Source organism: Erwinia sp. PME.40.26/001, from assembly GCF_055556675.1.
Map to the genome: position 1 here is coordinate 231,477 of NZ_JBVHNP010000006.1, position 26,962 is coordinate 258,438.

A 26,962-nucleotide genomic window follows, 5' to 3' on the forward strand; every position below is an offset into this window, starting at 1 on the left:
CTGTGATTAAGGGGGGAAAACAGCTAAACTCCGCTATCTGAGTGGGCACTTATTTTGCCCCAATTAAAACCCAGACCCTAAGAGGCTCAACCCAACGTGGCTCAATTCGTCTATAGCATGCATCGCGTCGGCAAAGTCGTTCCGCCGAAGCGTCATATTTTAAAAAACATCTCCCTCAGCTTCTTCCCGGGCGCCAAGATCGGCGTACTGGGTCTGAACGGTGCGGGTAAATCCACTCTGCTGCGCATCATGGCGGGCATCGATAAAGATATCGAAGGGGAAGCGCGTCCGCAGCCAGGCCTGAAAATTGGCTATCTGGAACAGGAACCGAAGCTGAACCTGGAACACACCGTGCGTGAATCGGTAGAAGAAGCCGTTGCCGAAGTCGTTAACGCGCTGAAAGGTCTGGACGAGGTGTACGCTAAATACGCCGAGCCGGATGCTGACTTCGATAAACTCGCCGCGCAACAGGGCAAGTTTGAAGAGATCATCCAGGCGCACGACGGCCACAACCTGAATACCCAGCTGGAACGTGCGGCCGATGCCCTGCGTCTGCCGGACTGGGAGGCGAAAATCGGTAATCTGTCCGGGGGTGAACGCCGTCGCGTCGCACTGTGCCGCCTGCTGCTGGAAAAACCAGACATGCTGCTGCTCGACGAACCGACGAACCACCTGGATGCAGAATCCGTCGCCTGGCTGGAACGCTTCCTGCACGACTTCGAAGGCACCGTGGTGGCGATTACGCACGACCGTTACTTCCTCGATAACGTGGCGGGCTGGATCCTGGAGCTGGACCGTGGTGAAGGTATTCCATGGGAAGGAAACTACTCTTCCTGGCTGGAGCAGAAAGATGCCCGCCTGGCACAGGAAGCCTCTTCAGAAGCCGCTCGTCGCAAATCGATTGAGAAAGAGCTGGAGTGGGTGCGCAAAGGAGCGAAAGGCCAGCAATCCAAAGGTAAGGCACGTCTTAACCGCTTTGAAGAGCTGAACAACGCCGAATACCAGAAGCGTAACGAGACCAACGAACTGTTTATTCCACCTGGCGCACGCCTGGGCGATAAAGTGGTCGAGGTCAGCAACCTGAGCAAGTCTTACGGCGACCGTCTGCTGATTGACGATCTCTCCTTCTCCGTGCCGAAAGGGGCAATTGTCGGCATTATCGGGCCGAACGGCGCGGGTAAATCGACCCTGTTCCGCATGATGTCAGGTCAGGAACAGCCGGACTCCGGCAGCATCGTGCTGGGTGAGACCGTGAAACTGGCGTCGGTTGATCAGTTCCGCGACAGCATGGACGGGTCGAAAACCGTGTGGGAAGAAGTGTCCGGTGGTCAGGATATCATGCGTATCGGCAACACCGAGATGCCAAGCCGCGCCTACGTCGGCCGCTTTAACTTTAAAGGGGTTGATCAGGGCAAGCGCGTCGGCGAATTGTCCGGAGGTGAACGTGGTCGTCTGCACCTGGCGAAGCTGTTACAGGTGGGCGGCAACATGCTGCTGCTGGATGAACCGACCAACGACCTGGACATTGAAACCCTGCGCGCGCTGGAAAACGCCCTGCTGGAATTCCCGGGCTGTGCGATGGTGATCTCGCATGACCGCTGGTTCCTTGACCGTATTGCCACACACATTCTGGACTACCAGGATGAAGGCAAAATCGAGTTCTTTGAAGGTAACTTTACTGAATACGAAGAGTACAAGAAACGTACGCTGGGTGCAGAAGCGCTGGAGCCAAAACGTATCAAGTACAAGCGCATGATCAAGTAAGGACTGACCTTCTGTTCCGGTCGGCCCGTAACGGGGCGACCGGAACACGCAATCGCCCTCTACGTGTAGAATTCCCGGAATACAGGCGACTGAATCGCAAAATCGATAAACCGCATCAGCGCAGGGGAATTCAGCTTACGGCTTGGATACACCAGCCACAGCTCATTGCCTTCCATTTCCCACTCCGGTAGCACCCTCAACAACCTCCCCTGCAACAACCCGTCTTCAGTTAAGAAGCGCGGTAGCAGCGTGATCCCGGCATTGCCCAGCGCGCATTCGCGTGCATAGACCAGATTATCCGTGATATGAGCAGGCGGCAGCAGCCAGCGGTAATACTCTTCCCCCCGTTTCAGTACCCATTCATTCCAGGCACGGTGGGCAATGGAACGGTGCTCAGACAACTGGCCGGGGTGGGTGAGCAGTGGGTGGGCAGCCAGATAGTCCGGTGAAGCCACCAGCAGCCTTTCGCAGTAGCCAATACGGCGACCGATCAGCGAGGAATCCTGCGGTCTGCCGGTGCGCAGCGCCACGTCATACCCGCCCTGCACCAGATCGCAGATCTCATCGGAAACCGACACATCCAGCGTAACGTCCGGGTATTCCTGCTGAAAAGCGGTATTGAGCCGTGCCAGTAAGGTCGCACCAATGCCGGCCGGTGAGGTGATACGCAGACGGCCGCTGGGATTATCACGCAGCCGTTCAATGGCACTTGCCGCCCTCTCACTGGCCTGCAGCATCTCCTGGCAATGGACCAGATAGCGCTCACCGGCAAAGGTCAGGTTCAGCTGACGCGTCGTACGATTGATCAGCCGCAGGCCCAGCGCCTGCTCCAGCTGGCCGACGCGCTGGCTGACGCTGGATTTCGGTAAGCCTGCGCGATTCGCTGCGGCGGTAAAGCTGCCGCATTCCGCCACCAGCGCAAACAGGGCCATATCCTGCAACTGTTTAAACATGATTGTTCATCCTTTACGAACACTGAGTGCGTTATTGTCCATCTTATCATCAGGGTTTAATTTCCCTACACTGATAGCACATCATTCAGGAGAAATGCTATGACCACCAAAGCGATTGCGATCAATCCAGAAAATCCGCAGCAGTTTATTGCCATTGAACAGCCTCAGCCGGTCGCGGGTGACTATGACCTGCTGGTTGAGGTGAAAGCCGCCTCCGTCAACCCGGTGGATACCAAGGTTCACAAAGGTGCGCAGAAAAATGGCCTTGAACAGCCGCGCGTGCTCGGATGGGATGCCAGCGGCGTGGTGCTGGCCATCGGCAGCAAAGTGACCGGTTTTAAAGCCGGTGATGAAGTCTATTATGCCGGTGACATCACCCGCTCCGGCAGCAATGCCAGCCAGCAGCTGATCGATGCCCGCATCACCGGCCATAAACCCCGCACCCTGGACTGGGCTGAAGCCGCAGCGATCCCGCTGACCGCCCTGACAGCATGGGAAGGCCTGTTCGATCGCCTGCAGCTGGATAAGGCAGCGGCGGGCAAAACCCTGCTGATCGTTGGCGGTGCGGGCGGCGTGGGATCGCTGGCTATTCCTCTGGCTAAACTGCACAGCAAGGTAACGGTCATTGCGACCGCCTCACGCCCGGATTCTGCCCAGTGGTGCCGGGAACGCGGGGCTGACCTGGTGATTGATTATCGAGATATGGCGGGTGAGCTGGAGCAACACGGTATCAAACAGGTCGACTATATTTTCTGCCTGAACGATACCGACGGCCACTGGGAGGCAATGAGCCAGCTGATCGCCCCGCAGGGTCATATCTGCACCATTGTTGAAAATGAAAAACCGCTGAATATGGATCAGCTGAAGCTGAAGAGTGCCGCGCTGCACTTCGAGTTTATGTATACACGCAGCATGTTCACCACAGCGGATATTGCGCGGCAGGGGGAGATCCTGCAGGCGACAGCAGCACTGCTGGACGAAGGCAAGCTGGCGGGTTCACTGAGCAAAACCCTGCAGGGTCTGAGCGTGGAGACGCTGACGGAAGCCCACCAGCTGGTGCTGGACGGCCATATGCGCGGTAAAGTAGTTATCGTTTATTAATCATGTATGGCGAGACCCGTCTCGCCATACCCTGTTGAATACCTCACGGAAGCGTAATTCTCAAGATAGCACTCCCTTCAAACTTACCCGCTACCGGTTTTTCATTCGGAATATAGGCGGATTTCAACTTAAGGGTCTTTGTGGTGTTTTTATTCACAGTGAGCGTTTCATTGTAACGATCGACCATACCATCAGTATCAAAGGTTAACCGGCAACTGCCACCACTTCCGCAAGGTGTATAGTTGCGGGTTTTTCCTGCTACAGAGGTCGCACCCAGCAGGTCTACCTTCACAGCAGTTTTATCGTACGTACATTTTATATCCAGAGGATAGATGTTCGATGGATAGGATGCCGTACCACTTTTAAGGATCACATCACCATGTTTTAATAGAATATCGCTGGTATTAAAGCTACATTTTGGTGTTACCGTGAAACTAATTGGCGTTGTATAGCCCCCTGCTTTAACCAAAGATGCCCCTATACGTTTCCTTATCAATATACCAAAATCCTTGCCTGTATATTTATTTTCTTCTATTCCCCAGAAAAGAGGAATTGTAAAATTATATACTCCAGGGATGGCATTCTCCATATTTAACGTTAATGTTCCGGTCAGACTTCCCTTTGCGTCGGTTCTCACCTGATACTGCGTTCCTATACTATAGCACCCGATGTCTTCTGACGGTGCTGTAACTTGCGAAAAAGCAACAACAGAATAATTATCAGACGCGCCCAACTGAGATCCTTTATAAGGCCCGGCAATAATCGATCCTGTGTTCAGAACCAGGGACCACTTTATGCCGTTATTAACACCTGAATTGGGAGACATAATCCATTGCGTTGCGCTTTTTTCTTCGCCGACGCCAGTATAGCTGACACAATCAGAGTCCACCACAGTCATGGGTATGCTACCGGAAGGAGGATTTATAGTAACGGTCGAAACCAGACTATTACCTTCAAAACCATTAATTATCATCTTTGGAGCAACCGAAGGCGTTCTTCCTACCCACAGCATATTACTGTACTCAGCAAAAGCCGGTGAGCAGAGCACACAAATAATTAAAGCTGGCACTGTTCTGAACCAACGGAATTGATTGAAAAAAATCATTGCTAAATTAGTCTCTTTATAATCATTACAGATAACTGATGGTCATCGTTGCTGTACCTGAGTAGCTGTCTGTCAGCAACTCCTTATTAATTACCCTAAAAATAACAGCAGTCATTTCAAAAGTGGAGTCACCACTATTAATATTACCCAAGCCAGAAATCAATTTATTCCACCCCACTCCGGCCAGGGATATTTTATTTTTTTCGATAATGGCACTGCCCTGATAAAACTCCACGCCTAACGCACTGCTCCCACCACCACCAGGGTTAAGTTGTAAAACTGTATTTGATGCTCCCGCCAATACAGGACCTTCCATTTTTACATAAGGCGTACCTGTGTAGTAACCACAACTAACAGGCAGAGTGACACTTTTTGAAACTGGCTTACTATTATCGTAATCTGAGTAAATATTATCGAAGGAAATCTCCACAGACTTACCATAATTAACATCACAGGGTGGAATAAGTACATTCCCTGATATTTTAATATTAATATCCACAGCACTAATCTGATGCGATGAAATTAACAAAAGGAAAAAAATTAACGTGTTAAGTCCTTTCATCTCTACACTCTTTGCTGCTGCTCTACAATAAAATGATTATGTTTTTTGATTATAGAACATTCTCATCATAAAAGAAATCGAGAATACCAACACTGAAAAAAAGAAACAAATATTATTTTTAACTTATAAAACATAGTGATAGATGAAAGCACCAAAAATTGGCATGTTTGAAAAATTAGCATTAAAAAATCACCATACTCATCCTGATAATTGTATATTCGCTAACACTGATAATAAAATATAACTATTCTCCTGGAGAAATTATATTATTACACCACCTACAGGATATTATTCTGGTTCCACGCCATATGATGCACCCGACATCTCTGTACCCGCCCCACACAGCGCAGGAAGTGAGCGACAGCGTTGCGCAGGTCATCTCGCTGCCGACCGGATGCGAAAAGATTTCGTCGCGGCAAAATGCCCGGACACGGGTGGGATTAAAGATGCCCACCCACTTATTTTCCAGCGCGAGCTGGCCACCCTGCTCACATAGGGCATCGCCACCTTTTCGGACGCAAAGGGCATGACTTCGTTTCCGGCCAGCAAGCCGTTTTTGGTCTGGTGGCCCTCTCTCATTCTGACCGCCACTTTGGTCCTGGCAAAACGGAGCAGAGAGGCGGCCGGTTCACGCACCCGCGCCGCGCTGCTGGGCGAAGGCAAGCTGGCCGGTTCACTGAGCAAAACCCTGCAGGGTCTGAGCGTTGAAACCCTGACCGAAGCACATCAGCTGGTGCTGGAAGGCCATATGCGCGGTAAAGTGGTTATCGTTTATTAATGTGGTAAGGGCGGCTTCATTGCAGCCCTTTGTGCTTTATTTATTTTACCCTGCCGACACTTCCCGCTATTTCCTCTTGACTTCCCTCACGGCTATTTTACTGTCTGAATATAAACACAATAACAAGTTTTATATTTAAAACACTCGATTAATATCGTGTATTAAAAATACGAGAAGGATCATGGGTAAAATAATAAACGGACTTATTCTTTTCGCTCTGAGCCATGCTGCACAGGCAGGTTATCCGCCCCCCCACCTGCACTGGCATAGCGACAACGGGCGAAAAAGCATAGATCTTGGCGGTGCGCTGCGGGCTAACTACCGCTATGAGGACTGGAATACCAGCCCTTTTCGCGCTCACCCCCATTTACGCTTTGATACTTTTCGTCTGGATACCCGTGCTCGTTATAATAACGTCTTTTTTCATTCCGGTTTCTGGTTTCAGGATCAACGAAAATACGCCATCGATCGCGCCTGGGCAGGCTATAAGTTTAATCACAGAAACGCGGTTGAGATCGGCATGCCGTATAAACCGTTTGGCTTAATGCCCTATCCTCAGTTTGGCTGGTCTTATGGCATCCCCTTTTATTTAGGTTTTGGCGTTAACTCAGCGCCAGGTATTAAATATCAGTTTACCGGTAAGCACTGGTCATTTGACGGGGCATGGTTCCCGAGAATGATGCCAGAGGGCGTACGCTATGCCCCGGATACCGGGTACTACGGCCAACTGAAGAACACGCTTTATGGCCCCGATCATCTGCAGTTTAATGAAAAACGGGATCAGGTAAACCTGCGCCTGGTCCGCCACTTCCACAGCGGGAAGTGGGATAACGAAGCCGGCGGGTCGCTGGCGGCTTCCCGCCTGTACAATCACCGCACCAGGGATAGCGGGACCTTCCGCGCGGCAGGCCTGCACACGCGGGTTAATTATACGGCCTGGCATCTCTCTGCCCAGATGATCCGCTACCGCTACGCCCCCAAAAACCCCGGGGGAGCCGACAGCACGGTGATCCTGATGGGCGGTAACGGCCTGACCCCGGCTTATCTGATCCCGGCGAAAGCGACAACAGGATCGCTCAACCTGGCCCGGGATGTGGACGTTGGCTGGGGGCCGGTGAAGAAACTGCGCTTTTATAATGATTACAGCAGGATGTGGAAGAATAAACGCGGCTGGTCAGACTCAGCAATGGACACGCTGGGGGTACAGGTCTTTGCCCTGCCGATCATGTTCTGGCTGGATTTAAGCTGGGCAAAAAATGTGAATCCCTGGGGTGGGGCGCTGAACGCGACCGGCTGGACCCGCACGCAGTCCCCCGGCAGCGATAAGTGGTATTTTCGCACCAACGTTAACATTGGCTACTATTTCTGATCGCCCAGCATCTGTTTAACCAGATCCACACAGCGCAGGAAGCGCTCGTCGTAGCTGTCCTGTTCCACGTGGACGTACTTGATGTTGTTTTCATCCAGCATGGCGATCAGCAGAGACTGGAACTCTTTGCGATCGACAGAGCTGCCCAGGCTGCGCAGGCCATCGGCCACCCAGGGCACGTTGTTCTCTACCAGAATCACCAGATCGAAGCGATATTCGTCAATCAGCGCCTGCACAAACGGATGCTCACGGCCCTCATACTTTTTACAGAATGCCTGGGTGGTAACAAAGTCGGTGTCGATAAAGGCGACTTTGTTGGCATACTTCACCGCAAAATCGATGTACTGCGCCTGTCCCAGCGCGATCTTATCGTAGTCCGAATATTGCAGAGCCATTTCGTCCCCGCCCAGATGCGAAAAGACATAATCGCGGCCAAATTCCCAGGCGCTGGTAGTGTTAAAGATGTTGGCCAGCTTGTTGACCAGCGTGGACTTACCGCTCGATTCGCCGCCGAGGATCGCCACCGTTCGTACGAAAAAGGGCTTCACTTCGGTGGGAATGTATTCCCAGTAGCGGAACGGATCCTGACGGATCTGGCCACCGCTGATATTCATAAAGGAGCGGCGGGGATCGATAACGATGGTTTCCACCCCCAGATGCGCGGTGAACTGTTTAGCATCGCCCTCCTCGCTGGTGTAAATACGATTGGGGATAATGCCCTGCTCGTCCATAAACGCCTTTACGCCGTCGCTCCAGACATTCCAGCCGTAGGGATAAGGCTCCATTCCCTCTTCATTAAACGAGTGAATGCGGATGTTTTTCTGATATTTAAAGGTCTGCAACAGCCAGCGCAGGCGGTCGCTGACCGTCGGCTGCTGTGACATCGCGCTGTCTTCAAACAGCTGGCGGTCGCGCGGCTCATCAAAGCACATAATGATGTGCAGTTCGTCAACCTGGCTGCAGGCGCGCTGGATCAGATAGATATGGCCGGTGTGCAGCGGGTAAAACTTACCAAACACCACGCCAATGGTTTTCTCCCGCCGTGGAAATTCAAGACCGAGAAAACGGTGCAGTGCTTCCAGCTTCTGAGCGCTGGGGCTTTTGATTTTCGCATTCAGTAACTGACTGAGGTAACCCTTGGTCATACCGCTGGCGTCAGAGACCTGCTGCAGGGTACACCCCTGCTGGCGAATCGCGGTCTTAAGGTAGTCAAACGATGACATGCACTAGCTCCCTTTAAAGTTCGTCGAGTATAGACAACGCGTCAGCCAGCTTTTTCACCCCGTAGACTTTCATATTTTCCGGCGGTTTTTTAGGCACATTGGCCATCGGCACAATGGCCCGGCGGAAGCCATGCTTCGCCGCTTCCGAGATACGCTCCTGTCCGCTGGGCACCGGACGGATCTCGCCCGCCAGTCCGACTTCGCCAAAGACCACCAGATCCTGCGGTAACGGACGGTCACGCAGGCTGGACACCATCGACAGCATCAGTGCCAGGTCGGCACTGGTTTCCGTCACCTTCACACCGCCGACCACGTTAACAAACACGTCCTGATCGGCCATCTGCAGGCCACCGTGGCGGTGTAACACTGCCAGCAGGATCGCCAGACGGTTCTGCTCCAGCCCCACGGCGACACGGCGGGGGTTACCCATCATGGAGTGATCGACCAGCGCCTGAATCTCCACCAGCAGCGGACGCGTTCCTTCCCACAGCACCATCACCGAACTGCCTGACGTCACTTCATCGCCCCGGCTGAGGAAGATCGCTGACGGGTTGCTGACTTCACGCAGCCCCTGCTCGGTCATGGCGAACACGCCCAGCTCATTGACCGCCCCAAAGCGGTTTTTATGGCTGCGTAAGGTGCGGAAGCGGGAGTCGGCATCGCCGTCCAGCAGTACCGAACAGTCAATACAGTGCTCCAGCACCTTCGGGCCAGCCAGCGAGCCGTCTTTGGTCACGTGGCCCACCATCACGATAGCCACGCCTTTGGTCTTGGCAAAACGGGTCAGATAGGCGGCGGTTTCGCGCACCTGTGCCACGCTGCCCGGCGATGACTGGATGTCTGCCATGTGCATTACCTGGATCGAGTCGATCACCATCAGCTTAGGCTGCTCCTGCTCGGCAATCAGGCAGATCTGCTCAATGCTGGTTTCAGACAGCATATTCAGGTTCTCCGTGGGCAGGCCCAGACGATGGGCGCGCATAGCCACCTGCTGCAGCGACTCCTCCCCGGTGACGTACAGAGTTTTCATCCCTTCCGCCAGCTTGCACAGGGTTTGCAGCAGCAGCGTACTTTTACCTGCACCGGGGTTCCCCCCGATCAGGATCGCACTGCCCGGCACGACGCCGCCGCCAAGTACGCGGTCAAACTCCTTGAAACCGGTTGAGAAACGCGGCAGCTCATCCAGACTGATCTCCGACAGTTTCTGCACGCGGCTCGGACCGGCGCTGCCGGCGTAGCCCGTCAGACGCTCATTGCGAGCGACCGTCGGCGAGGCTGCCAGTCGCACCTCGGTAATCGTGTTCCACGCATGACAGGCGCTGCACTGGCCCTGCCAGCGAGGATAATCTGCACCGCATTCATTACACACAAAAGCACGCTTTACTGCTTTAGCCAAGTCTACCCCTTAACGCTCTTCATGGATCAGGCTGCCGCTGAGAATGCAGAACACCCCCATCAGATCAGCATGACGAATAATCACTTCGGTCTGTTCATTCACTTTCGGCTTGGCATGATAAGCAATGCCCAGCGCCGAGGCTTTGATCATCGGCAGGTCATTGGCCCCGTCACCGACGGCCACCGTCTGCGCCGGGTCAATCGCAAAGCGGGCGGCCAGTTTGCGCAGGGTATCAGCCTTGTACTGGGCATCAACGATGTCGCCCAGCACTTCCCCGGTAAGCCTGCCGTCGCGAATTTCCAGCTCGTTGGCGGCAACCGCCGACAGATGCAGGGTATCGCGCAGGTACTCGGCAAAGTAGGTAAAGCCGCCGGAGGCAATTGCCACCTGCCAGCCCAGCGCCTGCAGCTTCGCCACCAGCGAGGTCAGCCCCGGCATCAGCGGCAGCGCGTCACGCACCGTTTTCAGGATAGCCGCATCTGCGTCTTTCAGCGTGGCCACGCGCTGGCGCAGGCTGGCGGCAAAATCCAGTTCGCCACGCATCGCACGTTCGGTCACTTCCGCCACCTGTTCTCCGCAGCCGGCCAGTTTAGCGATTTCATCGATACATTCGATCTCAATCGCCGTCGAGTCCATATCCATCACCAGCAGGCCAGGTGTTTTCAGATGCGGGATACGCCCTAGCGGCGCGACGTCCATTCCGGCCTCATGCGCCAGCTTCATGGCACGCGGCGTCAGGGAACCGGCCAGCCGCACCACCTGATAGTCTTCCACCACCCAGGCGCTGACAATCACCATGGCAGCACCCAGCTGGCGCTGAAATTCGGTCAGACGGGCTTTGTCGAGTTGACGTCCATACAGTAACCAGCCGGTACGGCCAGCGCGGTAGTCCAGCGGCATCACTTCATCACCGCTTAAAGAGAGTGGCAACCCCGGCCAGAGAGGGACTTCGGCAGGCAGGTCGCACCAGGTAAGGCTATTTGGCATTACAGCTCCTGTAGGGACATTCAACACGCAATTCTGCGCAAAATAATTCAAGAGGCTACCTTGTTACAGCGGGTTCTGGCAACATAAAGCTCATGACCGAAAACCGGTTCGTCCACCAAGATTGAAGGGTTGAGATGGCTAAAGCCAAACTGAAGTTTCGCCTGCACCGTACGGTGATCGTCCTGATTTGCCTGACGCTGCTGGTTGTCCTGATGCAGGGCGCATCCTGGTTCAGTCTTGGTCATCAGATGGCTCGCTCTGAACAGGTCGAGGAGCTGGCGCATACCTTAACGCGCCAGGTGGCCTGGAACCTGACCCCGCTGATGGAAAACCCGGATGATAACCATCAGAGGATCATCGATGCGCTTGACCAGATGACCCATGAAAGCCGCATTCTGGACGCTTCGTTATATGACAGCTCCGGCAGCCTGGTGGCCCACAGCGGCGAAAATATTAACGTCCGCGACCGTCTGGCGCTCGACGGCCAGCGTGCCGGCAGCTACTTCAACCATCAGATTGTCGAACCGCTGGCCAGTAAAGACGGTCCGCGCGGATTTTTACGCGTCACGCTCGATACCCATGTTCTGGTCACCGAATCCAAACAGGTGGATAACACCACCAACATCCTGCGCCTGATGATGCTGCTGGCGCTGGCGATCGGCATTATTCTCTCGCGTACCCTGCTGCGCTCCCGGCGCACCCGCTGGCAGCAGTCGCCCTTCCTGCTCACCGCTAATAATCCGGTAAAAGAGGACGATGATGACGAGGAAGAAAAAACTGCCGGTACCGCAGAAATAAGTGGAACGGCAGGCAAAACCGACTGACCCCTTTCCGGCAAATAGAGCTATTCCTGGGGAATAGCTCTTGATGTTCTGTACGCTGCTTCCTATCCCCTGCATTTTACTGCTTCACCAGCGCAACATGCGCTTTCTGACATTGTAAAATCAAGGAGCACAGGATGAAACGGAACGCACTTCTGGCCACGATCGCAGCGGCAGGCCTGGTTTTTTCAGCGACGGTACTGGCGGCTGACGTATCAGGCATCACCGTGTATGCGACACAAAAAGAGATGAAATCGAGATCGGCGGGAGATCTGAATAACTTTGGAAAAACCTTCGAGGTGACGCTGGAAAACACCACCTCCGCCTCCGTTGACCTGAAGAACTACTGCCTGAAAGGTTACACCAGTGACAACAAGGAATTTCCTGTCGATCGTGTAGCGGCACACCTGGCCGGTGGCAAGCTAAAGCCCCAGGGCAAAGTAAGCGGTCTGGTGATTTTCTCTGCCGCTGACGACAGCGTGTTCCACATTGATCAGGTAAAAATTAGCGATACCTGTAAATAAAAGTGCTCACCAATGACTGATGTACGCCCGTCATCAAGGTGCAGCGGCCTTCAACATCGGATGGCGGCAAAAAAAGAGGGCGACCCGGAACGGGTCGCCCTCTGGCCACAGCAGATTGCACCGGTAATGCAGGGCTGACCTTATGTGTCGGTCAGCCCGCCAGTACAAATCAGGCTTTGTCGCCCAGCAGCACAGACTCCAGCGCAATCTCAATCATCTCGCTGAAGGTGGTCTGACGTTCGGCAGCGGTAGTCTGCTCGCCGGAACGGATGTGGTCAGAGACGGTGCAGATCGCCAGTGCTTTCGCCCCAAACTCTGCCGCTACGCCGTAGATACCGGCGGCTTCCATCTCCACGCCCAGGATGCCGTATTTTTCCATCACGTCAAACATCTGCGGATCCGGGGTATAGAACAGATCGGCAGAGAAGATGTTACCGACGCGGGCATCCACACCCAGCGCTTTCGCAGCGTCAACCGCGTTGCGCACCATCTCAAAGTCAGCAATCGCGGCGAAATCATGGTCTTTGAAACGCATACGGTTCACTTTGGAATCAGTACTCGCGCCCATGCCGATGACCACGTCACGCAGTTTCACATCAGCACGTACCGCACCGCAGGAACCGACGCGGATGATTTTTTTCACGCCGAAATCGGTAATCAGCTCTTTCGCGTAGATTGAGCAGGATGGGATCCCCATACCGTGGCCCATCACCGAGATTTTGCGGCCTTTATAGGTGCCGGTGTAGCCCAGCATCCCGCGGACGTTGTTGACCTCTACCGCGTCCTGCAGGAAGGTTTCCGCGATGTGTTTCGCGCGCAGCGGATCGCCCGGCATCAGCACGACGTCAGCGAAATCACCCATCTCAGCGTTAATATGTGGCGTAGCCATGTTTAATCCTTATTCAAATAATGAGTTACTGCGCTTTTCCCTTCAGAATAACGGTTTACCGTATTCCATCGGTGAAAGACCAAAATAGTGGGCAACCGTCTGGCCGATATCGGCAAAGGTTTCGCGATAGCCATAGTCGCCCGGCTTCACGCCAGGACCGTAAATCAGCACCGGGATATGTTCACGCGTATGCTCGGTGCCCGGCCAGCTGGGATCGCAGCCGTGGTCAGCGGTGAGGATCAGGATATCGCCCTCTTTCACCTGCGCCATCAGCTCTGGCAGGCGGCGGTCAAACAACTCCAGCCCACCGGCATAGCCCGGAATATCGCGACGGTGGCCCCAGGTGGAGTCGAAGTCAACAAAGTTGGTGAACACGATGCTGTTATCCGGTGCGATTTTCATCTCTTCAACCGTGGCATCAAACAGCGCGTCCAGGCCCGTTGCCTTCACCTTTTTAGTGATGCCAACGTGGGCATAGATATCGGCAATTTTGCCTACGGAGATCACTTCCCCGCCCTGCTCGTCGACCAGTTTTTTCAGCACGGTCGGCGCAGGTGGCTCTACCGCCAGATCGTGACGGTTACCGGTACGTTCAAAGCTGCCCGGCTTATCACCAATAAACGGACGCGCAATCACACGGCCAATATTGTATCCGCCTTCGGTCAGCGCTTCGCGCGCAATTTCACACAGTTCGTAAAGACGATCGAGGCCAAATGTCTCTTCATGGCAGGCAATCTGGAACACCGAGTCAGCAGAGGTATAGAAAATCGGCTTACCGGTTTTCATATGCTCTTCACCCAGCTGGTCAAGGATCACCGTACCGGAGGAGTGGCAGTTACCGAGGTAACCCGGCAGGTTGGCTTTTTCCACCAGCAGATCGAGCAGTTCCTGCGGGAAACTGTTTTCCAGATCGCTGAAGTAGCCCCAGTCAAACAGCACCGGTACCCCGGCAATTTCCCAGTGCCCGGACGGCGTATCTTTGCCGGAAGAGAGTTCGCTGGCGTAGGCGTATGCCCCGATGATCTCCGCCTCTTTATCCAGGCCCGGCGGGAACTTACCGCTGGAGGCTTCCGCCGCTTTGCCTAATCCCAGTGCCGTCAGATTTGGCAGATGAAGCGGACCTTTACGTCCTTTGTCTGCTTCACCCCTGAAGCACGCCTCGGCAATATGTCCGAGGGTATCCGAGCCTTTATCGCCGAATTTGTCGGCGTCTTTGCTGTGCCCGATTCCGAAGGAATCAAGCACCATGATAAATGCACGTTTCATCCTGATCTCCTGCGCGATTTTCGCGATGAGCGTTAAAAAAATGCGATCAGAACAGAATACCCCTAATTACGATATTCTGCGATAAATAACTGGCGTTGACTCAGGTTTCACATCGCTGAGGGCAATGGCCTTTTTCACGGCGGCGGCGGCTTCCTGCCAGCTGGCCTCACTGGTGGCATGGATCACTGCCAGCGGACGCTGTCCGTCCACGGTATCCCCTAACTGCGCCATCTCACTGAAGCCGACGCTGTAGTCAATGCTGTCGCTGGCGCGGCGACGGCCACCGCCCATCGATACCACCGCCATCCCCAGTGCGCGGGTATCCATGGCGCTGACGATGCCACCCCGGTCGGCGTAAACCGCCTTACTCAGCATCGGCGCAGGCAGATAGCTGTCCATACGTTCGATAAAGTCGGCCGGGCCCTTCTGCGCCGCGACCATACGGGCAAACACCTCAGCCGCACGACCGTTGTCCAGCACGGCCTGAAGTTTCGCCCGGGCCTCTTCATCACTCTTAGCCAGGCCACCGGAGAGCAGCATTTCGCTACACAGTGCCAGGGTGACTTCCAGCAGGCGTGGGTTACGGTACGCTCCCGTCAGGAACTGCACAGCCTCGCGGACTTCAAGCGCATTCCCCGCGCTGGAGGCCAGCACCTGATTCATGTCGGTCAGCAGGGCGGTGGTTTTGCATCCGGCCCCGTTGGCCACGCCGACAATCGCCTGCGCCAGCGCTTCCGACTGTTCAAAGGTCGGCATAAAGGCACCTGAACCCACTTTGACATCCATCACCAGCGCATCCAGCCCTTCCGCCAGTTTCTTGGCGAGGATCGACGCGGTGATCAGCGGGATTGAATCTACCGTGGCGGTAATATCACGCGTGGCGTAAAAGCGCTTATCTGCCGGTGCCAGTGAGCTGGTCTGGCCGATAATGGCCACACCCACTTCTTTAATAATCTGACGGAAACGATCGTCCTGCGGGAAGATATCAAACCCGGGGATAGCCTCAAGCTTGTCCAGCGTGCCGCCAGTATGGCCCAGTCCACGACCGGAAATCATCGGCACAAAGCCACCGCAGGCTGCTACCATCGGGCCCAGCATCAGGGACGTGACGTCGCCCACGCCGCCGGTGGAGTGTTTATCTACCACCGGGCCATTCAGGTTAAGCGCCTTCCAGTTCAGCACCGAACCGGAGTCCCGCATCGCCATGGTCAGGGCCACGCGCTCAGGCAGGGACATATCGTGGAAATAGATGGTCATCGCCAGCGCAGCAATCTGCCCTTCAGATACCGTGTTGTCTCGCACGCCGTTGATAAAAAAGCGGATCTCTTCTTCACTTAGCGCCAGTCCATCACGTTTCTTACGGATAATTTCTTGTGGCAGGAACACGGTAACCCCCGGTATTTCAATACATTAAAGGACAAAACGGGCGTGATCGATACAACCCGTTTTGCTGCGGCCAGCGCGGATTCAGCGTGGCAAACCCGCCCGCCGGTTAATATTTGCTGTCGCTGGTCGCGCCGCTAAAACCGGCGGTATTCAGCAGGCTGGCCAGCAGGCTGGATGCACCAAAGCGGAAATGACGTGCATCCGCCCAGTCGCTGCCCAGAATGTCATCGGCCAGCTTCAGGTAGATCGCTGCATCGTCAGCGGTACGAACGCCGCCAGCAGGCTTAAAGCCGACCTGCGCTTTCACCCCTTTTTCTGCGATAACGCGCATCATAATTTCTGCAACTTCCGGGGTGGCATTCACAGGCACTTTACCGGTAGAGGTTTTGATAAAGTCAGCGCCGGCATCAATCGCAATCTCAGAGGCTTTGCGGATCAGCGCTTCTTCTTTCAACTCACCGGTTTCAATGATCACTTTCAGCAGCACGTTGGCTTCAGCGCAAGCGGTTTTACAGGCTTTTACCAGCTCGAAGCCGACCGTTTCATTGCCGGCAATCAGCGCCCGGTACGGGAACACCACATCGACCTCATCGGCACCATAAGCAATGGCCGCGCGGGTTTCAGCCAGCGCAATGGCAATATCATCGTTGCCGTGCGGGAAGTTAGTCACCGTGGCGATACGAATGTCGGGGGTACCCTGTTCACGCAGCGTTTTACGCGCAATCGGGATAAAACGGGGGTAAATACAGATGGCCGCCGTATTCCCCGCCGGGGATTTCGCCTGCTGACACAGGGCGATGACCTTTGCATCGGTATCGTCGTCATTCAGGGTGGTCAGATCCATCAGTTGCAGCGCGCGCAGCGCCTGAGTTTTTACATCGGACATGGTTTATCTCCAGATCGTTATCAGTCAGGGCACGATCGCCAGGCTGGCAGCCTGAAACGCCCTGTAATGTTAGAATTATAACAGTGGGATCCCCGGCATGTTGTGGCGATCCTCACAATAAAAAGATGACAGTTTCATGATTATTACATTAAAGGTGATTTAAATCACCTCTGACGGCCACTACTGGTACAGGGACAGCCGGGTGAGGCCAGAGGAAAATGTTATAATAATAACATTGCGGGAGCGACAGGATCAGACAAGTCGGGTGCGTTCAAAGACCAAAGAGGATGCGGGTGTTTTCACGCAGCGTTTCAGCAATCTGTTGTGGGGGTTCAGCACGCAGTTCACACAGCGTCTGCCAGACATTTTTTACCCGCTCAGGGCGGTTAGGCTCTCCCTGGAATCCCTGCAAGGGCATATCGGGTGAGTCCGTCTCCAGTAACAGTGACGTCAGCGGCAGCCGGGATATCGCCCGGCGGGTTTTGCTGGCACGTTCGTAGGTGATGGTACCGCCCACGCCTATGGCATACCCGGCGCGGATGAAGGCCAGCGCCTGCTGTTCACTGCCGGCAAAACCGTGTACCACGCCACGGCGTGGCAGGTCGATACGCCGCAGATGCTGAACCAGCTTGTCATGCGTGCGGCGCGAATGCAGGATCACCGGCAGGTCGTAATCACGCGCCAGCCGCAGCTGTGCGTCCAGCAGCGTCTGCTGACGATCAAACTGCGGATTATCAATATAGAGATCGAGGCCAATCTCACCCACCGCCACCAGCTTTTCCGGGCGACACTGCAGATGCTGCTCCAGCATCACCAGGTCCTGCGGCTGGTGCTCTGCAATCGCCATCGGATGCACGCCCAGTGCCGCGTAAACAGCCTGATGCTGTTCTGCCAGCGCCAGTACGCCATCAAAGCGCGGAGCCGACACGCCCACGGCAATGATCTTCTCTACGCCCGCCGCCGCAGCGCGGGCAATACTGGCCGCTTCATCGCCGGCAAACGGCGCAAAATCAAAGTGGCAGTGGGTATCAACGAAGCGCAGCGTCATGCCAGCGATCCCTTATCAAAACCGACGTCATTCCCCAGCAGCGGATCAGGCAGGATCCCCTGACGGTCAGACTCATTGGCCACGGCGGCGGGCGGCACCACCGTACGGAAGCGGGTCAGGCTGCTGCCTTCGCTCAGGAACTGCCCCAGCGTGGCAAGGAAGTAGCGGCCGCAGCGCCTGCCCAGGTGGTAATCCTGATTCAGCGAAGCGACCCGACTGCCGAGCGCCGAACTGGCCAGCGGGCGTGGCGGATAAATTTCAATGATGCGCAGTGTCCCCGGCGGCTTATCAATAAAGCGCTGGATCTCGCCGTAGCTCTCTTCATGCACCTGCATAATATTGATCAGCGGCTGCAGCGCTCCGTCACTCAGCCAGCGCTCCACGCGTTTCAGCCACTGGGGAGTATAGGTCATCTGCGAGGGTACCGTGCGGATCACCACGATGGTTTCCGCGCCGCGACGGGCGGCCTCGCGCACCGGGATCGCATCGCGGATCCCGCCATCCAGATAGCTGACACCGTCCAGCAGCACGCCCGGCCGGTAGAACCCCGGTATCGCGCTGGAGGCCCTGATAATGTCATGCCAGGTGTCTGGCGTAGGGGAAAAGTAACCGGGGGTATAGTCATCGCTGCGGCAGGCACACATGTAAAACTCGCGCCCGCTGGAGAACAGCTTGTCAGCCGCCTCCATCGCCAGCGGGAACTCCTGGCGGGTGATATCAATCAGCCAGTCGAGATCGATAAGATGCCCTCCGCGCACAAAGCGCAGCGGATCGAAAAACTGTTTGCTGGTGGTGTAACGGGTAATAACGCGGCGGGCATAACCTGGCTGGGCGCAGACAAAAGCCGACAGATTTTGTGCCCCGGCAGAGGTGCCGAGCATCAGATCAAAGGGATTAAAGTGAGCCTGCTGGAAACTGTCCAACACACCAGCGGTGAAGATACCGCGTTGCCCACCGCCTTCGCAGACCAGGGCAAGTTTGCCTGGGTGGAAGGGTTTTAACGCCAGCGGCGCAATATTGCCGAGGGTTATCGGGATGCGTATGCCCAAGCCAGGTATCCTCTCAAGATAAAGAAAGAGAGGATACCTGTTCTCAGTCACGTGCGTGAGGCGCTTATTGCTTAATTAACGGCTCAGGCTGTTGTACTAGAGTTTTTTACGTCCGGTAAACAGGCTGATAAGGAAGATAATAATACCGACGACAAAGACGATTTTTGCAGCCCATGCCGCTGTACCCGCCAAACCACCGAAACCTAACGCCGCAGCAATCAGCGCAATAATCAGAAAGATAATACCCCAACGAAACATATGCCTCTCCTTACCAGTAGTGAAATCGAACAGTTTTTATCATTCACATCACCTGCACTGCAGGGGCGAACGTTTTTTCTTTGCGGGTGAATCGACTGGCGGCCCCTGAAATACGGGCCGCCGGGTCATTACTTAACGGTCAAATCGTTTTTAACGCTTTTCACGCCTTCAATGGCTTTGGCAATACCTTCAGCGCGCTCGGACTGCGCCTGCGTCTTCACCGCACCGGACAGCTGAACCACACCGTTGGTGGTTTCCACTTTCACATTACGTGAGGGTACGATGTCGTCTGCTAACAGTTTAGCCTTAATTTCGCTGGTCGTTGCAGTATCACCTGCATAACCGCTTACCGTCTGTTTTGTGCTGTCTTTCACGTGTAGTTTATCGCTCACGGATTTCACGCCTTCCACTTTCTTAGCGGCGGCAACGGCCAGTTCAGCCTGATCCTGCGAAGTCACAAAGCCGTTCAACGTCACAACACCTTCGTGCGTTTCAACGGAAATATCGGTGCTTTTGATGGCATCGTTGTCCACCAGCGCGGCTTTCACTTTTGCCGTCACGCCGCTGTCATCCATGTAGCCGCCGACTTTTTTCATAGAGCTATCGATTTTTGAACCCGCGCTGTCTGCCGTAGACTCCGCTTTGCTCGTCATGGTGCCTTCTGCCAGCGCAGAACCGCTCACCAGAGCAGAACCTACCATCAGGGCCATCAGCGTTTTTGCCATATTAGTCTTCATCATCGATTCGTTCCTTTTGTCTTTTGCACTCACAACGGTGAGCTTTTCAGTCACAAACGGCGTGACTGTAGTTGTTGGCAAGATGGTACTTTTGCCGTTGAACGTTGCAGCCATCGCGCCGCGTATTTTTCGTCCTGTAGAAATGAATATAGTCGGTAATGAGGATTTCACCGGGGATGACGGATGATTTGTTGGATAAAGCAGCAAAAAAGAGGGGTTTTAGGAGGAGTCTGTAAGGCAAGGGGGCGACCCTGTGTTGCGGCCGCCCTTTAACCTGAACGCGCACTGCGCGGCGGACGGCCCTCAATACAGAGTCCGTCCCAGAGGGATTAATGTTCGCGCGTTTTACGGAATACCACGTCAGGATAACGTTCCTGAGTAATATTCAGATTCACCATGGTCGGTGCGATATAGGTGAGGTTATCACCGCCATCAAGCGCCAGGTTCACTTCGTTCTTACGCTGGAATTCATCAAACTTCTTCGCATCGCTGCACTCTACCCAGCGGGCGGTGGCGACGTTGATCGCTTCGTAGATAGCTTCGACGTTGTACTCGCTTTTCAGACGGGCCACGACCACGTCGAACTGCAGCACACCGACAGCACCAACGATAAGATCGTTGTTGTGTACCGGACGGAACACCTGCACGGCACCCTCTTCCGACAGCTGCACCAGCCCTTTCAGCAGCTGTTTCTGCTTCAGCGGGTCACGCAGGCGAATGCGGCGGAACAGCTCCGGCGCGAAGTTCGGAATGCCGGTGAACTTCATGTTCTCACCCTGGGTAAAGGTGTCGCCGATCTGAATAGTACCGTGGTTATGCAGGCCAATAATATCGCCCGGATACGCTTCTTCCACGTGCGAACGGTCACCGGCCATAAAGGTCAGTGCATCGGCAATCACTACGTCTTTCCCGGTGCGCACCTGGCGCAGCTTCATGCCTTTTTCATACTTACCGGAAACCACGCGCATAAAGGCCACGCGGTCACGGTGTTTCGGGTCCATGTTAGCCTGGATCTTGAATACAAAGCCGGTAAATTTCTCGTCCGTCGCGGTAACGGTACGGACATCCGTATTACGCGGCATCGGTGACGGTGCCCACTCCACCAGTCCGTCGAGCATATGGTCAACGCCGAAGTTACCTAACGCCGTACCAAAGAATACCGGGCTTAACTTCCCGTTGAGGAAGGCTTCACGGTCAAACTCGTGCGATGCGCCCTGCACCAGCTCAAGCTCGTCACGCAGCTGCGCAGCAAGGTCTTCACCAATGGCCGCATCCAGCTCTGGATTATCCAGCCCTTTAACAATGCGCACTTCCTGGATGGTATGGCCCTTACCGGTCTGATACAGGTAGGTTTCATTTTTATACAGGTGGTACACACCTTTGAACAGCTTGCCGCAGCCCACAGGCCAGGTGATGGGCGCACAGGCGATTTTCAGCTCGCTTTCGACTTCATCCATCACTTCCATCGGATCGCGGATGTCACGGTCAAGTTTGTTCATGAAGGTCAGGATCGGCGTATCACGCAGACGGGTCACTTCCATCAGCTTACGGGTACGATCCTCAACGCCCTTGGCGGCGTCGATCACCATCAGACAGCAGTCAACGGCGGTCAGGGTACGATAGGTATCTTCCGAGAAGTCTTCGTGCCCCGGGGTATCCAGCAGGTTGACCAGGCTACCGCGATAAGGGAACTGCATCACCGAGGTGGTAATGGAGATCCCACGCTGTTTTTCCATCTCCATCCAGTCTGATTTAGCATGCTGGTTGGAGCCACGGCCTTTTACCGTACCGGCGGTCTGGATAGCCTGTCCGAACAGCAGCACTTTTTCAGTGATGGTGGTTTTACCGGCATCCGGGTGAGAAATGATGGCAAAAGTGCGGCGACGAGCCACCTCCTGCATAAAGGGTGCATTTGACATGACGCTTCTTCTGGTTTGGCGCTGCGCCGCCGTGCGACGGAGCGCGCGCAGCGGGAACTACAGCCGATTAATCGATAATGGGCGGCATTTTCGCTTATCCCGGCGTCATACACAATGACTGACCGGCGCTTATTCAACCTAAAGTGCGACAGTCAGCGCCGGTAACAGGTCAGCGCGGACGGATTAACCGCGCGCGTTCGGCCTCACACTCCGCCCGGCAGCAGCAGCCCTCCAGGTGATCGTTCACCAGCCCCAGCGCCTGCATAAGCGAATAGGTGGCCACTGGCCCGACCCAAGTCCAGCCGCGTTTTTTCAGCGCTTTTGACATCGCTTCGGCTTCCGGACAGGTTTTCACCGTTTGCCAGAACGGCAGATCAATCTTTGCCGGACGCCTGTCCGGGGCAGGCTCAAACTGCCAGAACCAGGCGGCGAGCGAACCCGCTTCCTCCACCAACGCCAGCGCACGCTGGGCATTGTTGATGGCAGAGACGATTTTGGCACGGTTACGCACAATACTTTTATCCGCCATCAGCCGGGCAATATCCTCTTCACCGAAGCGGGCGACAAGACGAAAGTCGAACCCGGCAAAGGCACGGCGAAAATTATCGCGTTTGTTATAGATCATCTTCCATGACATGCCGGAGAGAAACCCCTCCAGACACACTTTTTCATACAACATCTTGTCATCGACCACCACGCGCCCCCACTCGCTGTCGTGGTAAGCCGGCATGCCAGACTGCCACGCACAGCAGATGCGGCCATCTGCCGTCACGGCCAGCCCGGCGGCATGTAGCGTGGTGAGATCCGTTTGATCCATTTCAGATTCTCCTTGTGTCATTGTGCTCTTTGAGGGTAAACGTGCTCACCTGCGTAATGCTATACCTGATCGCGTGTATCACCCTGTTCCACTATCTTTAGTTCATTACCTGCCATTTATTTTGCAAAAGGGCCCGTTGAATTATGAGCGATAAAGAGTATCAACCTGCGAAAGTCTGGAGCGAAAATAAAGGTCTGGGCGGCACCTGGGGCAGCATCAACCGTCCGACAGCTGGCGCACGCTTTGAGGCCGATCTGCCGGTAGGCAAACACCCGCTGCAGCTTTATTCCATGGGAACGCCGAACGGACAGAAGGTCACCATCCTGCTGGAAGAGCTGCTGGCGCTGAACGTGCAGGAGGCGGAGTATGACGCGCATCTGATCCGCATTGGCGACAGCGAACAGTTCTCCTCCGGTTTTGTGGCAGTCAATCCCAACTCCAAGATCCCGGCCCTGCTTGATACCAGCACCGTTCCGGGGACCCGCGTATTTGAGTCAGGTGCCATTCTGCTCTATCTGGCCGAAAAAATGGGTCACTTCCTGCCAAAAGATCCGGCTGGCCGTACGGAAACGCTGAACTGGCTGTTCTGGCTGCAGGGTGCGGCACCCTACCTGGGTGGCGGGTTTGGCCATTTCTACCATTACGCCCCGGTGAAGATCGAGTACGCCATCGACCGCTTTACGATGGAAGCCAAACGTCAGCTCGACCTGCTTGACCAGCAGCTGGCGAAACACCGCTATATTGCCGGGGAAAACTACACTATTGCCGATATGGCGGTGTGGCCGTGGTACGGCACGCTGGTGAAGGGGCTGGCCTACGACGCGGCGGAGTTCCTTGATGCCGGTTCCTATAAAAATCTGCTGCGCTGGACCGATGAAGTTGCTGCCCGTCCGGCAGTAAAACGCGGCCGCGTGGTTAACCGCACCTGGGGGCCGGAAAACGAACAGCTGCCGGAGCGTCACGACGCGTCCGATTTCGACAAACTGGGGCTGTAATCCCCCGCCCTGGTACGCGGCGGGTGGACGCTTTTTTGCCGTCCACCCGCCCGGCAAACAATGACCGCCCCGGTTGCGGATCGTCTGTGTCGATCAGCCGACTAACTTATTCTGTAACGCTTTCAGGGACGTGACCTCCCAGGTGGGGGTAATGCCTTCTGGCCGCGCACGGCCATCGGCATTCAGCCAGCAGGTCGCCATCCCGGCGTTGATCCCGCCTAAAATATCTGAGTCCGGGTTATCACCGACCATCAGCACCCGATCGCGCGCCGGATTGCCCATCTGATTTAACGCATGGTTAAAGATCGCCGGGTGCGGCTTGGCGTGGCCCACCTGCTCCGAGATCACCAGCAGATCGAACACCCCCAGAAAACCGGTGCGTTCCAGGCGTGCCTGCTGCAGCGCGGTAAAGCCGTTGGTAATAATGCCCATTTTCACCCGCCCTTTCAGCGCAGTCAGCAGCTCAACGGCCCCGTCCAGCGGCGTACAGATCTCCGCCATGGCACCGAGAAATCCGGTATTCAGATCGCTGGCCGTGACATCCAGCCTTGCCGCCCAGCCCTCAAAACGCTGATGCTGAAGCTGCAGGGCGCTGATGGCCCCATTCTGGTAGTCCACCCAAAGCGGCTTGTTAATCGCCTGATAGTCGTCATAGTCAGCGCGGCTGAACGGCACATCGTACTGCTGAAACAGACGCTGCAAACCGGCAAACGCATCGAAATGGAACAGCGTCTCGTCAGCGTCAAATAAAACCCAGTCCCAGTTGTTAAGCATCGTCATTCCTAAAGTCCATTGCCTTCAATATTCAGGCGTTATCGTCATCTGCAATGTGTGAGCACAGCCTGCTCCCGAAAGAGCAGGTCAGATAGCCTGTGCTATGCCCCATTTAAATCGTCAGGGCCATCATGATCGCGTCTTCTTTGCCCCCCTCTGCCGCCGGATAATAGTTGCGGCGGATCGAGACCTCATTGAAATCAAGCTGCTCATACAGCGCTATCGCCGCGTGATTAGAGGCCCGAACCTCCAGCCACAGCGTGACTACGCCGCGCTGCTCCAGCTCGCTAATCAGATGCTGTAACAGCTCGCGGCCGAGGCCACGACGCTGAAATGCCGGGTCAACAGCCAGATTAAACAGCGTGGCTTCATCCAGCACCACCTGGGTAATAGCAAACGCCGCCAGCGTTTCATCCACCGTCAGGCGATAATTCAGGTAACGTTCCCCCTGATTGCTGGTAAAGGTTTTTTCAGTCCAGGGAAAAGCGTGGCTGCGCTGCTCAATGGCATACGCCTGTTCAAGATCGTGCGCTGTGAGTAAGGAAATCTGATTCATTTTGACAAATCTGCAGCCAGAGCGCCCGTTTGGCGGCGGCATTATGATAGAGCTCCGCCAGTAAAGGCGAAGCCAGTTGGGTTCCGGCCAGTGGCACCGGGGCATCAAGTCCTAAGCACCAGCTGTTGCAGCGGGCATCATCCGGCAGCATTTCCAGCTGTTCTGGCGTCAGCGCCTGCACCTGCGGGGCCTGCAGATTCAGGGCGCGCAGGACATCGTTCACCAGCGGATCGTGCAGCGCCGGAGGCGTTTCCGCCACGATCACCAGCCGGGTCTCTGCGGGCAACGTCACTGCGATTTCGCCCTGCAGGGCGCGCGGACGCCGCAGCGTATACTGCGTTATCCCCATTTGCTCTAATAACCAGTCACGTCTCGAAGACATCTTTTTATCCTGTCTGGTCGCCTGAATGCGCCGCCATGCTAGCAAATTCGTCGAAACTGCGCCAACAAACGACGCGGCTAACGCAGTTGCAGCTTCAGGTATGCAGGGTATAATCGCCGCTCTGATTTATAAGGAGCCATCGATGTCCGCATTTACCCCGGCCAGTGAAGTGATACTGCGCCATAGTGATGAGTTTACTGAACGCCGCGTGCTGTTTGCTGGTGACCTGCAGGATGACCTGCCCGCCCAGCTGGAAACGGCGCTGAGCCGGGTACATACCCAGCAATACCATCACTGGCAGATCCTCAGCCGTGCCCTTGGGGAAAACGCCCATTATGGTCTGGTTGCCACCCCCGAGGTGGTCGCAGACTGCGACACCCTGGTCTACTACTGGACGAAAAACAAACCCGAAGTCCAGTTCCAGCTGCAGAACCTGCTGTCGCTGCTGCCGGTCGGCTGCGATATTTTCGTTATCGGTGAAAACCGCAGCGGCGTGCGTAGCGCAGAGCAGATGCTGGAAGGTTGGGCAACCGTCACCAAGATCGACAGCGCCCGCCGCTGTGGGCTGTATCACGGCAGGCTGGATAAGCAGCCGACCTTTGCGGTGGATGCGTTCTGGGATGAATACCCGCTGGGCGACCTCACCATCAAAACGCTGCCCGGCGTGTTCAGCCGCGATGCGCTGGATATCGGCAGCCAGCTGCTGCTCTCCACCCTCAAGCCTCACACCAAAGGCAAAGTGCTGGACATGGGCTGCGGCGCAGGCGTGATCGCTGCCCTGCTGGCCACCCATTCCCCGAAGGTGCGTCTGACGCTGACCGACGTGAATGCCGCCGCGATTGAAGCCAGTAAAGCCACGCTGGCCGCCAACCAGCTGGAAGGTGAGGTGTTTGCCAGTAATGTTTATTCAGACATCCCTGGGCGCTTTGACATGATCCTGTCTAACCCACCGTTCCACGATGGTGTCCAGACCAGTCTTGACGCCGCGCAGACGCTGATCCGTGGCGCAATCACCCACCTGAACACCGGCGGTGAGCTGCGTATTGTGGCCAACGCCTTCCTGCCATACCCGCAGGTGCTGGATGAAACCTTCGGCAGTCATGAAGTGCTGTTGCAGAATGGACGCTTTAAGGTGTACCGCGCCGTGAAAGGCCGTCCGCCGAAGAAGTAACCCCGTCCGTCGTCCATTTCCGCCAGGGGCGACGGTTTACGGTCGCCCGCTGCCATAAGCGATTCTTTTCCAGGCGTTTGTTTCAACAATAAGAAATAACTGTTGACGTACCGGGTAAAATCTCTAGAATGCGCCTCCGTGGTTGCGATATAACGTTGTTATGTTGCGGGTATGCGAAGGTGGCGGAATTGGTAGACGCGCTAGCTTCAGGTGTTAGTGTCTTAACGGACGTGAGGGTTCAAGTCC

Annotated in this window: 26 protein-coding genes and 1 pseudogene; 8 read left to right on the forward strand and 19 right to left on the reverse strand. The window is 55.3% G+C overall.

All coding sequences use genetic code 11. From position 1 onward, the window contains the following. Window positions 1-96: 96 nt before the first annotated feature. Window positions 97-1,764, forward strand: a complete 1,668-nt coding sequence (ettA, locus tag ACZ3HG_RS17510) for an energy-dependent translational throttle protein EttA (RefSeq protein ID WP_062747373.1) — start codon at window positions 97-99, stop codon at window positions 1,762-1,764. 59 nt (window positions 1,765-1,823) lie between these two features. Here ettA and ACZ3HG_RS17515 read toward each other — a convergent pair whose 3' ends face one another. Continuing rightward, window positions 1,824-2,720: a LysR family transcriptional regulator gene (locus ACZ3HG_RS17515; protein WP_465333617.1), complete on the reverse strand. Its 897-nt coding sequence runs from the start codon at window positions 2,718-2,720 to the stop codon at window positions 1,824-1,826. Between the two features lie 96 nt (window positions 2,721-2,816). Here ACZ3HG_RS17515 and ACZ3HG_RS17520 point away from each other — a divergent pair, with 96 nt between their 5' ends. Continuing rightward, window positions 2,817-3,818 carry a zinc-binding alcohol dehydrogenase family protein gene (locus ACZ3HG_RS17520; protein WP_465333588.1) on the forward strand — a complete coding sequence of 334 codons (1,002 nt, stop codon included), beginning with the start codon at window positions 2,817-2,819 and terminating at the stop codon, window positions 3,816-3,818. 43 nt (window positions 3,819-3,861) lie between these two features. Here ACZ3HG_RS17520 and ACZ3HG_RS17525 read toward each other — a convergent pair whose 3' ends face one another. Next, window positions 3,862-4,923, reverse strand: a complete 1,062-nt coding sequence (locus ACZ3HG_RS17525) for a hypothetical protein (protein ID WP_465333590.1) — start codon at window positions 4,921-4,923, stop codon at window positions 3,862-3,864. A gap of 25 nt (window positions 4,924-4,948) precedes the next feature. Next, the gene (locus ACZ3HG_RS17530) at window positions 4,949-5,485 is read right to left on the reverse strand and encodes a fimbrial protein (RefSeq protein WP_465333592.1); all 537 of its coding nucleotides are present in this window, start codon (window positions 5,483-5,485) and stop codon (window positions 4,949-4,951) included. Window positions 5,486-6,125: 640 nt separating this feature from the next. Here ACZ3HG_RS17530 and ACZ3HG_RS17535 point away from each other — a divergent pair. Both ACZ3HG_RS17535 and ACZ3HG_RS17540 read left to right on the forward strand, forming a co-directional pair. Next, window positions 6,126-6,263, forward strand: a pseudogene (locus tag ACZ3HG_RS17535) (zinc-binding alcohol dehydrogenase family protein); the annotation flags it as partial. Window positions 6,264-6,444: 181 nt separating this feature from the next. Next, window positions 6,445-7,632: a hypothetical protein gene (locus ACZ3HG_RS17540; protein WP_465333594.1), complete on the forward strand. Its 1,188-nt coding sequence runs from the start codon at window positions 6,445-6,447 to the stop codon at window positions 7,630-7,632. On the opposite strand, the gene nadR is transcribed toward ACZ3HG_RS17540, so the two are convergent. The 3 genes from nadR to serB are packed head-to-tail and all read right to left on the reverse strand — an operon-like array spanning window position 7,623 to window position 11,238. After that, window positions 7,623-8,855, reverse strand: a complete 1,233-nt coding sequence (nadR, locus tag ACZ3HG_RS17545; RefSeq protein ID WP_191936121.1) for a multifunctional transcriptional regulator/nicotinamide-nucleotide adenylyltransferase/ribosylnicotinamide kinase NadR — start codon at window positions 8,853-8,855, stop codon at window positions 7,623-7,625. The two genes, ACZ3HG_RS17540 and nadR, sit on opposite strands and share 10 nt — an antisense overlap. A gap of 13 nt (window positions 8,856-8,868) precedes the next feature. Continuing rightward, a complete protein-coding gene (radA, locus tag ACZ3HG_RS17550; protein ID WP_191934221.1) occupies window positions 8,869-10,251 on the reverse strand; it encodes a DNA repair protein RadA in 1,383 nt (460 codons plus the stop codon). A gap of 9 nt (window positions 10,252-10,260) precedes the next feature. After that, a complete protein-coding gene (gene serB, locus ACZ3HG_RS17555) occupies window positions 10,261-11,238 on the reverse strand; it encodes a phosphoserine phosphatase (protein WP_465333596.1) in 978 nt (325 codons plus the stop codon). A gap of 134 nt (window positions 11,239-11,372) precedes the next feature. Here serB and ACZ3HG_RS17560 point away from each other — a divergent pair, with 134 nt between their 5' ends. Together ACZ3HG_RS17560 and ACZ3HG_RS17565 are read left to right on the forward strand one after the other, a co-directional pair. Then, a complete protein-coding gene (locus ACZ3HG_RS17560) occupies window positions 11,373-12,062 on the forward strand; it encodes a YtjB family periplasmic protein (protein WP_465333598.1) in 690 nt (229 codons plus the stop codon). Between the two features lie 134 nt (window positions 12,063-12,196). Then, window positions 12,197-12,583, forward strand: a complete 387-nt coding sequence (locus ACZ3HG_RS17565; protein WP_191934224.1) for a DUF4354 family protein — start codon at window positions 12,197-12,199, stop codon at window positions 12,581-12,583. A 169-nt stretch (window positions 12,584-12,752) separates the two neighbouring features. On the opposite strand, the gene deoD is transcribed toward ACZ3HG_RS17565, so the two are convergent. The 10 genes from deoD to ACZ3HG_RS17615 all read right to left on the reverse strand — a co-directional run bounded on the left by deoD (window position 12,753) and on the right by ACZ3HG_RS17615 (window position 22,838). Next, the gene (deoD, locus tag ACZ3HG_RS17570) at window positions 12,753-13,472 is read right to left on the reverse strand and encodes a purine-nucleoside phosphorylase (protein WP_062747355.1); all 720 of its coding nucleotides are present in this window, start codon (window positions 13,470-13,472) and stop codon (window positions 12,753-12,755) included. Window positions 13,473-13,514: 42 nt separating this feature from the next. Next, window positions 13,515-14,738 (reverse strand): phosphopentomutase, encoded by a 1,224-nt coding sequence (deoB, locus tag ACZ3HG_RS17575; protein WP_191934225.1) that lies wholly within the window; start codon window positions 14,736-14,738, stop codon window positions 13,515-13,517. 66 nt (window positions 14,739-14,804) lie between these two features. Beyond that, a complete protein-coding gene (gene deoA, locus ACZ3HG_RS17580) occupies window positions 14,805-16,124 on the reverse strand; it encodes a thymidine phosphorylase (protein WP_191936119.1) in 1,320 nt (439 codons plus the stop codon). 106 nt (window positions 16,125-16,230) lie between these two features. Next, complete coding sequence (gene deoC, locus ACZ3HG_RS17585) at window positions 16,231-17,010, reverse strand: deoxyribose-phosphate aldolase (protein ID WP_191936118.1); 780 nt, start codon at window positions 17,008-17,010, stop codon at window positions 16,231-16,233. A gap of 271 nt (window positions 17,011-17,281) precedes the next feature. Continuing rightward, window positions 17,282-18,058 (reverse strand): TatD family hydrolase, encoded by a 777-nt coding sequence (locus tag ACZ3HG_RS17590; RefSeq protein WP_465333601.1) that lies wholly within the window; start codon window positions 18,056-18,058, stop codon window positions 17,282-17,284. After that, window positions 18,055-19,107 carry a patatin-like phospholipase family protein gene (locus tag ACZ3HG_RS17595; RefSeq protein ID WP_465333603.1) on the reverse strand — a complete coding sequence of 351 codons (1,053 nt, stop codon included), beginning with the start codon at window positions 19,105-19,107 and terminating at the stop codon, window positions 18,055-18,057. Before ACZ3HG_RS17595 ends, ACZ3HG_RS17590 begins: the two co-directional genes overlap by 4 nt. Before the next feature lie 96 nt (window positions 19,108-19,203). After that, window positions 19,204-19,365 (reverse strand): DUF1328 domain-containing protein, encoded by a 162-nt coding sequence (locus tag ACZ3HG_RS17600; protein WP_013200641.1) that lies wholly within the window; start codon window positions 19,363-19,365, stop codon window positions 19,204-19,206. 128 nt (window positions 19,366-19,493) lie between these two features. Then, entirely contained in the window at window positions 19,494-20,105 is a 612-nt protein-coding gene (gene osmY / locus ACZ3HG_RS17605) for a molecular chaperone OsmY (RefSeq protein ID WP_191934229.1), read from the reverse strand. 326 nt (window positions 20,106-20,431) lie between these two features. Then, the gene (prfC, locus tag ACZ3HG_RS17610; RefSeq protein WP_062747338.1) at window positions 20,432-22,021 is read right to left on the reverse strand and encodes a peptide chain release factor 3; all 1,590 of its coding nucleotides are present in this window, start codon (window positions 22,019-22,021) and stop codon (window positions 20,432-20,434) included. 169 nt (window positions 22,022-22,190) lie between these two features. Beyond that, window positions 22,191-22,838 carry a DNA-3-methyladenine glycosylase I gene (locus ACZ3HG_RS17615; RefSeq protein WP_191934230.1) on the reverse strand — a complete coding sequence of 216 codons (648 nt, stop codon included), beginning with the start codon at window positions 22,836-22,838 and terminating at the stop codon, window positions 22,191-22,193. A 143-nt stretch (window positions 22,839-22,981) separates the two neighbouring features. Between ACZ3HG_RS17615 and yghU the strand changes: the two genes are divergently transcribed. Continuing rightward, the gene (gene yghU / locus ACZ3HG_RS17620; RefSeq protein ID WP_191934231.1) at window positions 22,982-23,833 is read left to right on the forward strand and encodes a glutathione-dependent disulfide-bond oxidoreductase; all 852 of its coding nucleotides are present in this window, start codon (window positions 22,982-22,984) and stop codon (window positions 23,831-23,833) included. 93 nt (window positions 23,834-23,926) lie between these two features. Here yghU and yjjG read toward each other — a convergent pair whose 3' ends face one another. From yjjG to ACZ3HG_RS17635, 3 genes are all read right to left on the reverse strand, one after another. After that, the gene (yjjG, locus tag ACZ3HG_RS17625) at window positions 23,927-24,607 is read right to left on the reverse strand and encodes a pyrimidine 5'-nucleotidase (protein ID WP_465333619.1); all 681 of its coding nucleotides are present in this window, start codon (window positions 24,605-24,607) and stop codon (window positions 23,927-23,929) included. 112 nt (window positions 24,608-24,719) lie between these two features. Beyond that, complete coding sequence (gene rimI / locus ACZ3HG_RS17630) at window positions 24,720-25,163, reverse strand: ribosomal protein S18-alanine N-acetyltransferase (RefSeq protein WP_191934232.1); 444 nt, start codon at window positions 25,161-25,163, stop codon at window positions 24,720-24,722. Next, on the reverse strand, window positions 25,126-25,545 hold the full coding sequence (locus tag ACZ3HG_RS17635) for a DNA polymerase III subunit psi (protein ID WP_191934233.1): 420 nt from the start codon (window positions 25,543-25,545) through the stop codon (window positions 25,126-25,128). The genes rimI and ACZ3HG_RS17635 overlap by 38 nt, the downstream gene beginning before the upstream one ends. A 142-nt stretch (window positions 25,546-25,687) precedes the next feature. Here ACZ3HG_RS17635 and rsmC point away from each other — a divergent pair, with 142 nt between their 5' ends. Further along, entirely contained in the window at window positions 25,688-26,716 is a 1,029-nt protein-coding gene (gene rsmC / locus ACZ3HG_RS17640) for a 16S rRNA (guanine(1207)-N(2))-methyltransferase RsmC (RefSeq protein ID WP_191934234.1), read from the forward strand. Window positions 26,717-26,962 lie beyond the last annotated feature (246 nt).